The sequence below is a fragment of the Fibrobacter sp. UWT2 genome (assembly GCF_900142545.1).
Classification (GTDB): Bacteria; Fibrobacterota; Fibrobacteria; order Fibrobacterales; family Fibrobacteraceae; genus Fibrobacter.
The window spans coordinates 241,801-257,612 of the sequence record NZ_FRBF01000004.1; the positions used below are offsets into that span (position 1 = coordinate 241,801).

Genomic DNA, 15,812 nt, shown 5'->3' on the forward strand with positions numbered 1-15,812 from the left:
GGAATATACAAGGTAACTTTTTTTGAACAAAATGGTAATCTTTGTTGTATCTTCTATATAGATATATAATATAGGGATACTGCAGGGGCATGAAACAATTCCAGTTTGATTACCATAGCATCACTACGTTGAAACGCGACCTTGACAAGATTAGCCTTTGGTGCAAGTCAAGAGTGTTTTCTCATGTGGTATTCCAGATTTATTCCAATTCCATGGATAAGGGGCAAATTGACCTAGTCTGCGACGTTATTTCGCAGAATTTCCCGGATTCCATTTACATGGGCTGCTCGACAGGTGGCAATATCATCGATGGGCGAATTTCCAATGCCGAAATTTCTGTTGTCTGTACGATTTTTGAATACCCTACGACTCAGCTAAAATTGCTGCAGTATACGATGGATGCGGACAATGCCGTTGATGTGGTTGGCAGTATTAAAGAAGAAATCAAGGCGAATCCGTGGGTGAAGGCGGTTGAACTGCAGCTGACGACTCTTGGTGTTTCTATGACACCGTTTTGCGATGCGTTCAAGGATGTGGATCCCTCGATTGCGATTTTTGGCGGTGGTGCCATTAATCCGAACTTGACAAGTACGGAAACATGCATTTTTTCGAATGTGGGCGGATATTCAGGAAAGGGTGTCCTAGTGCTTTTGATGGGGGGTGAAGACTTCTTTGTCCATACCACCCATGTGATTGGCTGGAAACCCCTTGGCCGTGAATTTGTAGTGACAAAAGCAAGGGGACCGGTGCTGTATGAACTGAATGGCGAGCCTGCTTATGAAGTCTATCACCGCTATTTGAATATCCAGAATGACGAACACTTCATTTACAACACGCTGGAATTCCCGTTGTTCTACAAACGCAATGGAATCGATATCATGCGTGCTCCGGTAGCCTGTAACGAAGATGGTTCCGTAGTCATGTCGTCGGATATCGAAGAAGGCGTGAAGGTGCGCCTTGCTTATGGCGACCCGTGGACCATTCTTGAAAGTGTCCGAAAAGACGGCCGTAATATAGGGGTGTTTAGCCCTGAAATAATCAAGGCGTTTTCTTGTGTAGTACGTCGAATCTTTTGGGGCAAAGAAGAAATCAGTAGTGAAACGCTCCCGCTGCAGAGCATTGCGTCTACTTCGGGTTTTTATTCTTCTAGCGAATTCATGCGTACAGGCTGTTGCGTGAATCAGCACAATGCGACCCTTGTGATTGCAGGAATGCGCGAAGGCAAGGGCGGGGAACGTTATGATTTCGAAATGCCCGAGGAGGCGTTCTCGGGCAAGGTTTCCATGATTAACCGTCTGGCTACTTTTATCGATGTGACGGCACAGGAGCAAGCCGAAACTTACGCAAAACTGCAGTTGACCTCTATTACGGATTCCTTGGCGGAGGTGTTTAACCGTGGCGAAATTCAACGCCGAATTACCCAGTGCGTGACGTCAGGGCGGCCAGGCTGCCTTGTAATGTTCGATATTGATAATTTTAAACAAATTAACGACACCTGGGGCCACAAGGAAGGTGATAATGTCATTCAAGAATTTAGCCGTCTTTTAAGAAGGGTTGCCGATGAAATCGGAGTATCCGGGGTCGATGCGGCTGGCTTTAATATGACTGATTTTGAAGACATGTGTGCAAAGGAATACGAACTTCATGGTGGAGACTCTTTACAGCCTGTTCCTGTGATTCTGAATGTAAAATCTCCCATTGGCCGTTGGGGAGGCGAAGAATTCATGGTGCTTTTGCAGGATTCCTCGTTAAAAACGGCTATAGATTTTGCTGATAGGGTGCGTGTCGCGTTCAATGATATTACATTTAAAAAAGCTGGACGTCGTTCCGTGAGTGCCGGTGTAACCGAACTTCGGAAGGGCGAAAGTGCTGATACTGCATTCGTTCGTGTCGACAAGGCTCTTTACAAAGCCAAGAATAACGGCAAGAACTGCATTGTGGTATCAGAAGGAGAAAATGATGGATAGCGTTGTCAAAGCGAAAATTGATTCCTTGTACGAGGCTTTTTCGGTACTTGCGAATGGTGCATACACCTATGTCACCGATATGAGGACGGATTGGACCCGCTGGTCTAAAGAGGCCGTTCACTATTTTGGCTTACCTGATGAATATATGCAGGGGGGTAGCTTATGCTTGGATGGAAAAAATCCACCCGGATGATCGCGCCGCCTATAAAGAAAATATTGACAAGGTCATGTCCGGCCAGACGAATGAACATAATCTTCAGTATCGCGTGTTGACAAAAGATGGCCGCTACATTGTTTGCACCTGTCGTGGGGTATTGCTCCGTGACGAACATGGAAACCCGGACTATTTCGGCGGGATGATCAAGAACAATGACACCCTAAGCTATTATGACGATGTTTCCAACATGAGAAGTCTTTATGGCTTTTGGGAAGACCTGCAGTCGACGAGTTGGCGTGGTGAAAGCCTGCAGGTGATGATTTTGGGCATTAATGATTTTTCTCGTCTGAATGAAATTTACGGCTACACGTTCGGAAACCGCGTGCTCCAGGAATTTTCAAAGATGATCAAGGTCGAGGCCCATGGCATAGGCGACTGGTACCGAATGGATGGAACCAAGTTTGCTATTGTCTGCCAGAAAGCCTCTGTTGAAGACCTGAAAAACCTGTACAAACGTATCCAGTACAATTCCCTTCATGATTTTAATGTGGATGGAACTCGCGTAGTTCTTTCGTTTGTCGCAGGAGCCATCAACCTCGAAAAATTTGATGTCAGCGTAGAAACCGTTTATTCTTGCCTGCGCTTTGCCTATTACGAATCCAAGAATAATCACTTGGGTGAGTTGTATATTCTTAAGAATGACGTCAACGATGACAAACGCGTTGCAATTGAACGAATCAATGTCATCCGCAATTGCATTGTGAATAATTGTGAAGGATTCTACCTGTGCTACCAGCCGATTGTGGATGCCAACACCGAAAAGATTATTGGTGCCGAAGCCCTGATTCGCTGGAAAAACGAAGAGTACGGTGTTGTACCTCCGGTTGAATTCGTGGATATTTTGGAACAAGATAATTTGTTCCCAGAACTGGGTAAGTGGATCTTGAGAACCGCAATCAAGGATGCCAAGAAATTCATTGAATCTTACCCGGGCTTTGTCATCAACGTGAACCTTTCGTACACGCAGCTTGAAAAGCCGAATTTTGTAGAAAGCGTACTTTCTATTCTGGAAGAGGAATCGTTCCCGCCGCAGAACCTGTGCCTGGAAATTACGGAGCGTTGCCGCCTTTTGGATATGGCTCTTCTTAAGGAAATCTTTACAAGACTCCGTCAGAAGGGTGTCAAGGTGGCTCTCGACGATTTCGGTACCGGATTCAGTTCCATTGGCGTTCTGCGCGAACTTCCGGTGACTACGGTGAAGATTGACCGCAGCTTTGTGATGAACATTGAGCAGGATGCTTCTGACCAGAATACGGTCCGCTTTATTTCGGAACTGGCGGATTCCTTCTCGTCGTCGGTAACTGCAGAAGGTATCGAAACGCCCGAAATGCGCGAATTCCTGCTGCGATTCAAGGTCAAGAGCCTGCAGGGGTTCTACTACTCGAAACCGCTGCCGCTTGACGAGTTTATGGACAAATATGTGAATGTGTAGGATATAGTTCTTACTATATTTCTATGCATGAAGAATATTCTCGAGCGTCTGGGCATAAGCCGCAGGCATTTTGCTGTTGTTGGAATTACGTTGGCCGTATTGGTGGTCGCGTTCCTTATATTCAATAATTTGACCGTTTCGTATGCCCGTCGCTGGGACATTGATTGGGGTTATTACTCCATTCTTTCGACGTTCATTCTGCTGATTGTGGGCGTGCTGGTCAATATCCCGGTCATTGCTCGGGGATGGAAGGGCTTTAAGCCTTCGGGTAAAAGCATTTGTGCCTTTGCGGGCATTGCGCTTGTGTTTTCGGTGTTCATGTTCGGAAACATCAGCAATACGCACCGTGTCTTGAGTGATGAAACAAGCTGGGAGTCCATGGGACTCCAAATGTATTTTCAACACACGGGCGGTATCTGTAACGAAGGTGTTTGGACCGATGGCGTGCTGGATTGCAAAACCGAAGTGAACAACTTCAAGGGCAAGGCTCTCGGATTTGTTTATTCGCTGGTGTTCAATTTCATGAACCCTAATCGCGATACGGCCTTGCTGGTGAACTTCCCGTTCTACTTGCTGAGCCTCCTGTTCTTCTTCTTTGCACTTTCCAAGTGGTTCAAGAACGAATGGGCGGCGCTGGCGGCGACGGCGTTTCTGGGCGGTATGCCTATTTACCTGTTGCAGGCCCGTTCAGCATCTACCGAAGTGCTGTACATTTTCTTGCTTGCAGTCCTTATGGCGTGGTATGCCTTTGTGCCGGCAAACAAGGTGAATTGGAAACATTTCTTGCTCACGGTTCCGCTTCTTGGCTTCTTTGCCCAGACGCGACAAGAAACCGTGTTTGCGTTTATTCCTTTTGCCCTTTACTACTACAAGTATTTCTTTGAAAAGGCCCACAGGCTTCCGCTGTTTGTGGCGGCTGTGATTGCCGTGAGCTGGCCCTCGGTGAATACGATGGCGGCTTATCGTGGCTACGATTTCCAGGGGGGTGAACACGCAGCCCATTCGCTAGAAAATTTCTGGTTCAACTTGAAGACGAATATAGAAGTGATGATGAATCTGGAAACGGATTCGTCTTTCGGCGGCATTATGCAGAATCCCTTCTATACGACCTTTACGATTATTCTGTTGGCGTCTACGGTCTGGTTGCTGTTCCGCCTGATTTATTCTCGCCGCTACTGGCGCGGCGCCTTGCTTGGCATTCTGTTCTGCCTGCAGATTTTCGTGATTCTTTTGAATGTGTCGGGGACGTTCACGATCGATATCAACCAGCGTTATGTGCTGGTGGCGCTCCCGCTTTTTGCCCTGATTATGGCGCTTGGCCTTTATGATGCGCTGGCGTTCACCACGAAGATGAAGCCTGAGGCTGCAGGAAAGATTATCCTCGCGGTTTCGGTGGCACTTTCGGTGGGCCTTATGATTTACCATGGGGACAGCTATCGCCATAACATGCTCTATTACAGGAACAAGCTGCTGGGTGAAGAAGACTACCTCGACAAGGCTCTTGAAAGCTACCCGAAAAATTCCATCTTTATTTATGCTCGCCCTTGGCAGATGCTTGCTTCGGGTCATAGTTCCTTCAGTGAACGTTCCTTTATGAGCTGGGACAATGAAACTTTTGCCAAGTGGCAGCAGGTTTCGGGCGGAAACATCTACATGGTCCGCGGCCAGGACGGTTATGGCGAATTGAACCGCAAGTCCCGTGTGGTGGGCTTCAAGACGACTGACCAGGTGGACGAAATCTTGAACGACTACAAGAGTGAACGAGTGCTGATTGAACCCAAATTGTTTGGCTATCCACTTGCGATTTACAAGATTTCGGCCAAGAAGGGTGTATCTACCTATTTGCAGAATTTCTTTGTGAGCGATATGGAAAACAATGCCATGGTCGTGAACAAGCGATTCCCCGAAACCATCACTTACGCTTATTCCTTGAATGGGGAACTGCAGGAAGAATTGATGCTCTCGCTCCCGTCGGACACGTTGCTTCTGGATTCTACCAAGATTAAGGCCGGCATGAACCGGGTGACTTTCGAATGCGTCATGCCTGATGCGGATACCCTTAAGCTGGTGAAGGATTTCTTTGTGGAATCGCCGGAGGTGTTGCTGCTTTCTGAACTGAAGATGGAAAGCTTTGAACAGGCTTGGGGACAGCCCCAGAAGAATGCTTCGGTGGAACATCATAAGATTACCATCGACAAGGAAATCTTCCGTTACGGAATCGGTTCCCATGCACCTTCGTTCATGAAGTTCCAACTGCCTCGGGCTTTTGATACCTTCTATGCCACCATCGGTCTTGATGACGAAAGCGTCGGCGGCGATGGCGCCTCCTTCATTGTGCTGGGCGATGGCCAAGAACTTTTCCGCAGCAAGCGTATGTATTCCACTGAAAAGCAGAGAATCTCTGTTAACGTCAGGGGTGTGCGCGTTTTGGAATTGCGTCTGGATGAAGGCGACAAGCACGATAAGGATTACGACCACGGTGACTGGGCGAATGCCTGGCTGGAGGCCGATCATTGAAAGTCCTTGTAGCACCTTTGGATTGGGGACTGGGGCATGCGACCCGTTGCGTGCCCGTGGTTCGTGAATTCCTGAAACAAGGTGCTGAGGTGGAACTTGCAGTGGTGCGTTCGAACGCCACCTTGTTGCGAGGATTCTTCCAGGAACTTCGCCAGCGTCTGGCGCCGTCCTACAATATCGTTTACCCGAAGCATGGCTATAACATGGGGCTGTGGCTGGCAAAGAACGGCGTTCATCTGCGGAAGGTGATGAATTACGAGCACCGTTTTGCTGAAGAAATGGTGGAACGTTACCATTACGATGTGCTGGTGTCCGATAATCGTTTCGGATTCTATAGCCGCCATGCGAAATCCATTTATATGACGCACCAGCGTCGTATCGCATTCCCGAAGGTGCTTTCGGCTTTTGAACCTCTAGGTATGCTTTGGCACGCTTCGGTCATGAAGCACTTCGATGAAGTCTGGGTGCCGGACTTGCCTGATTTTCCGGGGTATGCGGCGGGGCTTTCGCATGTAAATCATTCTCCGGTGCCGGTAAAGTATGTGGGGGCACTTTCGCGTTTTGAAGGCGAAATCCTGACGGCGAAATCGGACGTACGTTATCGCTTTGTCGCTGTCGTTTCGGGTGTGGAACCTGCCCGAACTCGCTTTGAAAATTTGCTGCGCAAGGCGCTGGTGAAAATTCCTGGTCGCCATGCGATTATTCTAGGAAAGCCGTCGCTTGGCGTAAAGAGTTCCAACGAACAGAACTTGGACTTGTTCACGCATTTGCCCGATGACCAGTTTGCTGCGGTTGTGAAAAATGCGGAATGGGTGGTGTCCCGTGGCGGTTACAGCACGGTGATGGATATGGCTGTCCTTGGCGCAAAATGCATTTTTGTGCCGACTCCGGGCCAGTACGAACAGATCATCTTGGGCCGCGACTTGGCCCGTGAGGGTTATGCTGTCACGATTGATGAATCCAAGTTGTCGACAGAAACCTTGCTTGCTGCCATTAGCGAAAAAGCCCGCGTCGCCCTTCCGAAACCAAGTGATAATAACCTGCTGAAGGATGCTGTATATGCCTCAATTCATTCTCGCTTTTCCTCTCACTAAAGAAATTAACGAGCCTCTCGCTTTGACAGAAACCGTAACGTTGGCCGCCGACGCCTCATCGGTGATTATTCCTGGTTGCAGCGTCATGTTCAAGGTCATCCGTAAGGAACGTGTGGCTGGTCTTGCCGACATTTTTAAGGAACATCAGGATATTTCTGCAGAGGCCGCAGCGGCAATCGAAGCGCACAAGTCTTTGTTGTTCTTGCTTGGCGAAGTCAAGAATATCGAAGAAGTGACCCAGGTGAATATGGCGATTCTCAAGGTGTTCAACGCCGGAGCCTTGGGCGTGTACATGCAGCAATGTGGTGCGGCTTGGACCGATGCTGGCTTCCGCGAAGAAGTGGGGGGTGGCGAATACCCGATGGATCCGTGGATCAATTTTGTGGAAGCGGGTGAGTCGATTTATACGCTGGGCCTTGCAACGTTCATGCTTCCGGATTTGTGTATTGCCGCCTCGGCCGAAGATCCCCAGGAAGCTTTGCTTATGGCCGCCGACAGCCTATTCGGAGATGGTATTCCTGCCAAGTCCGGTTCCGAAGTGGATCTGGGCGAAGGCGTTCACTACGTGCTTCGCCAAGAAACGAAAAATCCGTTTCCAAAAGAATCCCCTGAATACAATAAACAGGGGATCTTCAGACTGATTAAAAAGTAAAGTCAGGACTTATTTAAAGTTCTTTCCCAAAATCGCGGTGACGTTCTTGAGAATGCCCTCGGCAACGTCGGGCTTGTTCATCGAATACACGTGAACGTTCGTGATGCCGTTGGCGTACAGGTCAATAATCTGATCACTTGCGTAAATGATGCCGGCCTGCTTCATGGCTTCGGGATCGCTACCGAACTTGTCGACCAGCGACTTGAAACGCTGCGGCATGAACGAGCCGGAAAGCTTGATGGCGCGTTCCACCTGGTTGGCGTTCGTAATCGGCATTATACCGGGGAGCACCGGGCAATTGACGCCTGCATCGCGCAGCTTGTAGAGGAAACTGAAGAACAGGTTGTTGTCGAACACCATCTGCGTGGTCAAGAAATCTGCACCGGCATCGACCTTTTCTTTAAGGTGCTGGATGTCTTCGGCCTGGTTGGCGCTTTCGGGGTGCTTTTCGGGGTAGCAGGCGGCACCGATGCAAAAGTCGGCATCGGCGGCCTTGAGTTCGCGAATGAGTTCTACGGCGTAATGGTAGTCGCAGTTGTCGCGACCTTTTTCGATGAGTTCCGGGGTCAAGTCTCCGCGGAGAGCCATGACGTTCTTGATGCCTGCGGCCTTCATGTCTTCGATGCGCTGGTGCACCGTTTCCTTGCTGCTAGAAACGCAGGTAAGGTGGGCGAGCATCGGAATGCCGAACTTTTGCTTGAGATTCTTGGCAATGTCGAGGGTGAAGTGACTAACGCCGCCGCCTGCGCCGTAGGTAACGCTCATAAAGGAGGGACCCAGCGCTGCGATAGATTCGGTGGCGGTCTTCACGCTTTCGAAACTTGTTTCTTTTTTAGGCGGAAACACTTCGAACGAAAGGCTCATCTTGTCTTGCTTCAGAATGTCTACAATCTTCATAATCTCTCCGTGGGCGGGTCGAACCGGCACCCTAAGTCTATGCAAATATTTTAATATATGCATAAATATAAAAAGTTTCTAGGGAAGTGGCAAGCGAAAAAGGGGTGATTTCTGTAAAAAAGCAATCCGCCGGCGCGAGGCCGACGAATTGCATTTTTGAGGTTCGGATTATTATGAGGTTCTGGAGTACAATTAGTAGATAAACAACATCTCACGATATTTCGGCAGTGGCCACTTTTCGTCGGGCACGATGCTTTCGATCTTGTCGACGATAATGCGGAGGTTTGCCATGGCATCGAGAATTGCTTCGTGCTTGTCGCCGAGAGCGGCTTCCATCTGAGCAACAGCGGCTTCGAGTTCCTTGAGCTTGTCGCCGAGTTCGCGAGCGTAACCGTCAACAGCGTAGAAACCCTGGGTCTTGGCCATTTCGTTGGTCTTGAGGGCGTTGCTGTAGGCGCAAAGCACCTGCGGAAGCACCACGTTCTTCGCGATGTCGAAAGCGATCTTGCCTTCGATATGAATCTTCTTGTGGTAATCTTCCATGTTGACTTCGTAACGGGAGTCGAGTTCGCGCTTGTTGAACACGCCGTACTTTTCGAACAGGTCCACATTTTCCTTCTTGTTGAGAGCCTGGAGGGCTTCCATGGTGGTGCGGATGTTCGGGAGACCGCGCTTGGCTGCTTCTTCGACCCATTCGTCGGTATAGCCGTTGCCGTTGAAGATAACACGCTTGTGTTCCTTCACGATCTTCTGCAACAGGTTCTGCAGTTCTTCGTGGAACTTGTCGGCCGGAACGCTCTGCAGCTTGTCGGCGATGAGGTCGAAGGCTTCGGCGACGATTGTGTTCAAGATGACGTTCGGTTCGGAGCAGCTCTGGCTAGAACCCGGAGCGCGGAATTCGAACTTGTTGCCGGTGAAGGCGAACGGAGAAGTACGGTTACGGTCGGTAGCGTCGCGCGGGAGCGGCGGGAGCGTGTCAGAACCGAGCTTCAGTGCACCGGCCTGCTTGCTGGACTTCGGATCGCCCTTTTCAAGCTGGTCGATGACGTCGGCGAGCTGGTCGCCGAGGTACATGGAGATGATTGCCGGAGGAGCTTCGTTGGCACCGAGACGGTGGTCGTTACCGGCGCTAGCAACAGCCATACGGAGCAAGTCGGCGTGGGTGTCGACAGCGTAGATCACAGCGCAGAGCGTGGTGAGGAAGATAGCGTTCTGGTGCGGGTCCTTGCCCGGGTTCAAGAGGTTGGTCTTGCCGTAGTTTACGGACCAGTTGTTGTGCTTACCGGAACCGTTGATGCCGGCGAACGGCTTTTCGTGCAGCAGGCAAACGAGACCGTGGCGGTCAGCGACCTGGCGGAGCACTTCCATAATCTGCATGTTGTGGTCGCAGGCGAGGTTCACTTCTTCGAACATCGGAGCGAGTTCGAACTGGGCCGGGGCGACTTCATTGTGGCGGGTCTTGGCCGGAATGCCGAGCTTCCAGAGTTCCTTTTCCACGTCGTTCATGAAGTTGATGATGCGTGCCGGAATGCTACCGAAGTAGTGGTCTTCCATCTGCTGGTGCTTTGCCGGAGCAGCACCAAACAGAGTGCGACCGGCCTGGTACAGGTCCGGACGCTGCAGGTAGAAACGCTTGTCAATCAGGAAGTATTCCTGTTCGGCACCGAGAGTGACGGTGACCTTCTGCTGGGCAACGCCGAAGAGACCCATGAGGCGGTCGGCGGACTTCTGGAGGGCCTGAATAGAACGGAGAAGCGGAGTCTTCTTGTCCAAGGCTTCGCCAGTGTAGCTACAGAAAGCGGTCGGGATGCAGAGCGTTGCACCGTTGCCGTGACGCTTGATGAAGGCCGGAGAGGTCGGATCCCAGGCGGTGTAGCCACGGGCTTCGAAAGTAGAACGGAGGCCGCCGCTCGGGAAGGAAGAAGCGTCCGGTTCACCGACGATCAGGTTCTTGCCGCTGAAGGCGAGGATTGCCTTGCCATCTTCGGGTTCGAGGAAGGAGTCGTGTTTTTCGGCGGTGGAACCGGTAAGAGGCTGGAACCAGTGAGTAAAGTGGGTGGCGCCGCGGTCGATAGCCCACTTTTTCATGGCGTGGGCAACTTCGCCAGCGATGCTTGGGTCAAGCGGTGCGCCGCCATCGATGGTGGCGAAGAGTTTTTTGCAAATGTCCTTGGGAAGATATGCGCGCATGGCCTCGGCGTTGAAAACGTCTTCGCCGTAGAAGTCGATGTTTGCGGGTGCTGCGGGGAGGTTAGCGCCGGCGTTTTCGCTGGCGATTTCCTTGATAGCTTTTAATCTGTATTCGTTGCTCATGGCAATCTCCTATTATGTTTTGTTTTCGGTGCCATAAAAGCAAAACGCGTGCCAAAATCAAAAAATGGCGAATTCGTTACAAAATCGCAAATTTAAAGCTGTTACAAAAATTCGGAGCTTTCCAAAATTTGAAAAATAGATTGTAATCTTACGATTTTTGTAAAATGTAAAAAGTTTCGAAAAATCGCTTGAAATTTTTTATCTTATATAAAAAAGGGTTTTCCATTGAATAAGTTGCTTGTTTGTATTTTGGTTTTTATGCTTGCAATGGCGGCTTCGGCGGCTGTCAAGAAAAAGCGTTTTGATATCGGCGGGGGCGATGCGCCTGCCGCGACGGAAGCGACTGTCGAATCGGTTGCACCTGCGGAAGGTACTGCTGCCGAACCTGCTATGGAGCCTGAAAAACCGGTAGAAAAATCGCGGTCTCTTTATACGGTGATTGCGGAGGAGCAGAAGGTTCTTCGTGAAAAGTTGACGGCGACGATTTCGGCGATGAAAAGCGGCGACAGGGATGCCATCTGGAAGTTCCTCGCAATTTGCCTTGTGTATGGCATGCTGCATGCGCTTGGTCCCGGACATGGAAAGTCGATTGTGGTAGGTTACTTTATTGCGCGTCGTGGTCGCTGGCGGCAGGGCGTTGCACTTGGGGCGGGCATTACCGTGACGCACACGATGAGTGCTGTTCTCTTGTTGCTGATTCTGTATGCGATTTTCAAGGCGACCGTGTTTACTGCGTTTGAAACAGGCCGCATCGGAATCGAACGGGCGAGTTATGCGCTCATTATGCTTACGGGTGTGTTGCTTGTGGTGCTTGCGATTCGCGATGTGATTAAGTCGCGCAAGGGTTGTGAATGTGCTGCTCGGATTGATGCCGCGGAGGGTGCCGTTGCGGAATCAAAATTGCCGCCGGTTGCCCGTTGGCGCGAAATCTTGGGTGTTGCTGCGGTTACGGGAATTGTGCCCTGCCCAGCTGTCGCGCTGATTGTGCTGTTTTGCCTGTTGAATTCCATGGTGGCGCTGTCGCTCCTGGGCGCGCTTGTCATTTGCGTCGGTATGACGATTACGAATGTGGCCTTCGGCATTGCGGCCGTGGCATTCCGCAAGGGAATCGATAAGGGAAGTGCCCATACCCGTATCGCGACAAAAATATACACCGTCGCGACTCTCGCAGGCGGTATCATTATCTTTATTTCGGGGCTGTTGCTGTTTACGAACCAGTATTTTCTATATATGTAAAAATTTTAATTAGGGTTAAGGAAATGATAAAGGCTTATTTTGTCCTCCTATCCATGATGCTTTTGATTGCGGGATGCGGAGGTGATTCTTCATCCAATGCCAGTGAGCATTACGAAAGCGTTTCTTCTATAGAGGATTGCGATAAAGATCATCAGGATGATTCTGTCTATGTAAAAAGTATGGATGTCTACATGACATGCCAGGATGGATTCTGGATGGAGTTTACAAACTCTGAAACGGAATCCCGTTCCGACGGTAAGAGTTCGTCAAGTTCCAAAAAAGACAATAGCTCCGAAAATGGATCTGATGATAAAAGTAGTTCCTCTGATGAAGGCAAATCCGAGAGCAGCTCTTCTTATGAGCACAATCCCGAGAGCATAGAATCTCTTTATGTCGCTGCAGACGACACCTTGTTTTCTCTCAAGTATTTGAATGATTGCAATAGTTCTCACGAAGGCAAGTATGTTTTTGTCATTTCCTTGAACGCTTACCTAGTTTGCAGTGATGATGAGTGGAAAGAATTCAAGCCTCCTGTTCACAAGTCCAGTTCTTCAACAGTCGTAGTGGATTCAAATAATCAGACTGGCATTAGCGATTTGTCAAATTATTTTGATGTCTACAAGGATACCGTTGCTCATGGCAGCTCTAGCATGACCATGATTGAACTTCCCGAGATTTTTAAGGCCGACAGTCTTTTTGGTAAATGCGACGACAGCAAGGATGGCAAGGTTTTCGTAGATTCCGCAGGGGTTATCAAAGCTTCGTCAGACAATTTATACTATTGCAAGAATCATGTCTGGGTTGCGTTGACGTATCAGGGGGCGAATGGGGTTGCGCTTGGTGATGCTCCTGATGGAACCTTTGCTGAAGCGGTGTACCCGACGAAAAATGCAAAGAAAAATAAAATGTCGGCTTATTGCAGTAATGAAGTTCCAGGTGGCGAACAGTATGTGATGGATGGAATCTGGAGATTGGCAGGTGATTTGGAAACCTGTTTCGGGAAAATGTGCTCTATTGTAAATCGCGGTTCCCTGTATAATTTTAAGGGCTATTGGTACATCTGTTCTGTGAATGGATGGGCTGAATCGGACATTCTTAAACTAAAAAACGTTAATTTTTTCAATGAGGATGTTGAGTTTGGCTCTTTGACTGATGAACGCGATGGTCATGTATACAGGACCGTTGAAATTGACGGTGTCACATGGATGGCTGAGAATTTGAACTACAAGGGCGGTGACAAAGAAGTTGGCGCTTGCTACAAAGATGATCCTGCAAACTGCGAAATCACCGGACGCTTCTACAAATGGGCGGACTTCATGAACGCGGCGGATTCCGGTGACGCACTTACAAATCATGGCATTTGTCCTGAAGGCTGGGAAGTCCCGGATACCACACTCTTCCAGAATCTGTTCAAGAACCATTCCGCAGATCTTTATTCTCCGTCGGCTTGGACTTTTGTTGATGATGCTCATTCGTTTGATTCTGAAATGAATACTTCGGGATTTACCGCTTTGGGCGGGCGTCTGTATATCAATATCTTTTGGAATAGCTCAACTCAATTCTGCATTGCTTCTGCAGCGCGCGGTAACCGTTATTATGCGATAATGGAGCCTTTCCAATCGTCTTCTACAAAAGTTAGCACATCTTCTTCCGATTATTGCAATTTGCGTTGCGTCAAAAGCGCTGTCGTGGCGGAGGAGGTTGAATAATGAAGATCCTTAACAAAATCAGCGCTTTGCATATTGCAGTTCTGTTTACCCTTCCTTTGATTTTCCTTGGATGCGGAGATGATTCTGCCTCTTCGGAAAATACGGCGACTTCTCAAGAATATGTTAGGACTTTGGAAGACTTGGACGATTACGAATGTACCAGTGCAAGAGAAGGCTTTATCATATTCCTTTCCGAAGATGAAGAAAGGATGGTTTGCCATTCCAAACGCTGGATTGAATATTCTGAATGGGCTGAAAAGTCCAGTTCATCAACAAAATCAAGCTCGTCTGCAAAGTCTAGCTCCTCTACAAACTCGAGTTCTTCGGCAAAATCCAGTTCTTCTGAAAAATCTAGTTCCAGCGTGAGATCGTCCAGTTCCAGCAGAATTTCTGGCAGCGATAGTGCCTCCGTTTGCGAAGGAAAATATGGTTGCCTAGGATCATTCCATCAATATTCGGATCTCCCTGCCTGCGACAAATCCTTGTCCGATAAAACAGGCTATGTAGAGTCCTTCGATAGATTCCTTAAATGTTCCGGAACTTTATGGATTGAAGACTTTGTTGCCAATTATAACAAGGATTGTACTGCAGAGACTCAAGGGATGGGTATTTATGATTCAAAGAAGCAGGATACATTGGTTTGTGTCAATGGAGAGTGGTACTCCATGCGTAATTTCTTCATTGGAGAAAGGGACGAAGAAAACCCGTTTAAAGCATGGAACGAAAACGCATTGGATCATGAGATATTCCACTATATAACGGATGCCCGTGATTCTGTCTTTGCTTCTTGTACAGCGGCAAAAGAAGGAACCTTCCTTTATGACGAGAGACTGCCGGGATATTCGAGTTATGGTTACTACCGCTGTACTGATGGGTACTGGCATGTGCTTCCCGACTCCGTGGCGGATACGGTTGGTCTAGGCAAAGCTCCCGAAGGTTCCTTCGCCATTGCTCGTTTTTCCAAGGATACCACCAAAGCGCGTAGTCTTTTGTCGAAGAAATGCTTGGTGAACGACGACAAGCCGTATCCGGCCTACTATGTATATGAAGGCGAAGGCTGGCGCAAGGCCACAAATGAAGAAATCTGTAATCTCCACGCTTGCACGAAATCGATTGAAGGCGAAATCTACTATATGCTGGGCTACCGCTTCCGCTGTGAAAATCACAAGTGGGTTCAGGATAGCATTCTGAATACGGCTAAGGAGGATTTTTTCAATCCTTCCGTGAAATACGGCCAGCTGAAGGATCCCCGCGATGGACGCATTTACAAGACTCTGGATATCGGTGGCAGAACTTGGATGGCCGAAAACCTGAATTACCTTGACGATTCTGAAAACATGGCGAAAAAGAACTATTGCTACGGCGATACAGCATGCGAAACCTATGGCCGTTGGTATGAATGGACTGCGGCCATGAATATTGATCCCAAGTATGATTCGATTTCTGCTCCCGCTTTTTCTAGTGACGAGGACCGTCGCGGAGTTTGCCCTCAGGGATGGCATATTCCTGATTCGTTGGAATGGATGGCCTTGGTTGAAAATTATTCCTACAAGGAACTGATGTCGGAATATGGCTGGGTGATTGATTGGTATAGTGTTTCCGCTACTTCAAATACAGGTTATAATCAAACTGGATTCTCCGCGATTCCTATGGGTTATCGTAGTACAGGTTCTTTTTCTTATATAGTCGTCCCTTAAAATCCCGCCCAGCCCGCATAACTATTGGGAAAAACTGATTTCTACCCTGTGAAAATATTGCAAGGTTTTCTAAAATATGAC

General features: G+C 48.9%; 11 protein-coding genes. 9 read left to right on the top strand and 2 right to left on the bottom strand.

Going from position 1 to position 15,812, the window contains the following annotated elements:
* Nucleotides 1-89: 89 nt before the first annotated feature.
* The 6 genes from BUA40_RS04470 to BUA40_RS04495 are packed head-to-tail and all read left to right on the top strand — an operon-like array spanning nucleotide 90 to nucleotide 7,879.
* Entirely contained in the window at nucleotides 90-1,967 is a 1,878-nt protein-coding gene (locus tag BUA40_RS04470; RefSeq protein ID WP_072798826.1) for a sensor domain-containing diguanylate cyclase, read from the top strand.
* Nucleotides 1,957-2,160: a hypothetical protein gene (locus BUA40_RS14505; protein ID WP_178299541.1), complete on the top strand. Its 204-nt coding sequence runs from the start codon at nucleotides 1,957-1,959 to the stop codon at nucleotides 2,158-2,160. Before BUA40_RS04470 ends, BUA40_RS14505 begins: the two co-directional genes overlap by 11 nt.
* The gene (locus BUA40_RS04480) at nucleotides 2,138-3,616 is read left to right on the top strand and encodes an EAL domain-containing protein (RefSeq protein WP_072798831.1); all 1,479 of its coding nucleotides are present in this window, start codon (nucleotides 2,138-2,140) and stop codon (nucleotides 3,614-3,616) included. The genes BUA40_RS14505 and BUA40_RS04480 overlap by 23 nt, the downstream gene beginning before the upstream one ends.
* A 27-nt stretch (nucleotides 3,617-3,643) precedes the next feature.
* Complete coding sequence (locus BUA40_RS04485; RefSeq protein WP_072798833.1) at nucleotides 3,644-6,133, top strand: NPCBM/NEW2 domain-containing protein; 2,490 nt, start codon at nucleotides 3,644-3,646, stop codon at nucleotides 6,131-6,133.
* On the top strand, nucleotides 6,130-7,227 hold the full coding sequence (locus tag BUA40_RS04490; protein ID WP_072798835.1) for a glycosyltransferase: 1,098 nt from the start codon (nucleotides 6,130-6,132) through the stop codon (nucleotides 7,225-7,227). The genes BUA40_RS04485 and BUA40_RS04490 overlap by 4 nt, the downstream gene beginning before the upstream one ends.
* The gene (locus BUA40_RS04495; protein ID WP_072798838.1) at nucleotides 7,193-7,879 is read left to right on the top strand and encodes a hypothetical protein; all 687 of its coding nucleotides are present in this window, start codon (nucleotides 7,193-7,195) and stop codon (nucleotides 7,877-7,879) included. Before BUA40_RS04490 ends, BUA40_RS04495 begins: the two co-directional genes overlap by 35 nt.
* 9 nt (nucleotides 7,880-7,888) lie before the next feature.
* Here BUA40_RS04495 and metF read toward each other — a convergent pair whose 3' ends face one another.
* Both metF and BUA40_RS04505 read right to left on the bottom strand, forming a co-directional pair.
* On the bottom strand, nucleotides 7,889-8,776 hold the full coding sequence (gene metF / locus BUA40_RS04500) for a methylenetetrahydrofolate reductase [NAD(P)H] (RefSeq protein ID WP_072798840.1): 888 nt from the start codon (nucleotides 8,774-8,776) through the stop codon (nucleotides 7,889-7,891).
* A gap of 192 nt (nucleotides 8,777-8,968) precedes the next feature.
* Complete coding sequence (locus tag BUA40_RS04505; protein WP_072798842.1) at nucleotides 8,969-11,089, bottom strand: glutamine synthetase III family protein; 2,121 nt, start codon at nucleotides 11,087-11,089, stop codon at nucleotides 8,969-8,971.
* 258 nt (nucleotides 11,090-11,347) lie between these two features.
* Between BUA40_RS04505 and BUA40_RS04510 the strand changes: the two genes are divergently transcribed.
* The 3 genes from BUA40_RS04510 to BUA40_RS04520 are packed head-to-tail and all read left to right on the top strand — an operon-like array spanning nucleotide 11,348 to nucleotide 15,731.
* The gene (locus BUA40_RS04510; RefSeq protein WP_143149688.1) at nucleotides 11,348-12,325 is read left to right on the top strand and encodes a nickel/cobalt transporter; all 978 of its coding nucleotides are present in this window, start codon (nucleotides 11,348-11,350) and stop codon (nucleotides 12,323-12,325) included.
* A 53-nt stretch (nucleotides 12,326-12,378) separates the two neighbouring features.
* A complete protein-coding gene (locus BUA40_RS04515) occupies nucleotides 12,379-14,034 on the top strand; it encodes an FISUMP domain-containing protein (RefSeq protein WP_072798846.1) in 1,656 nt (551 codons plus the stop codon).
* On the top strand, nucleotides 14,034-15,731 hold the full coding sequence (locus BUA40_RS04520) for an FISUMP domain-containing protein (RefSeq protein ID WP_072798849.1): 1,698 nt from the start codon (nucleotides 14,034-14,036) through the stop codon (nucleotides 15,729-15,731). Before BUA40_RS04515 ends, BUA40_RS04520 begins: the two co-directional genes overlap by 1 nt.
* Nucleotides 15,732-15,812 lie beyond the last annotated feature (81 nt).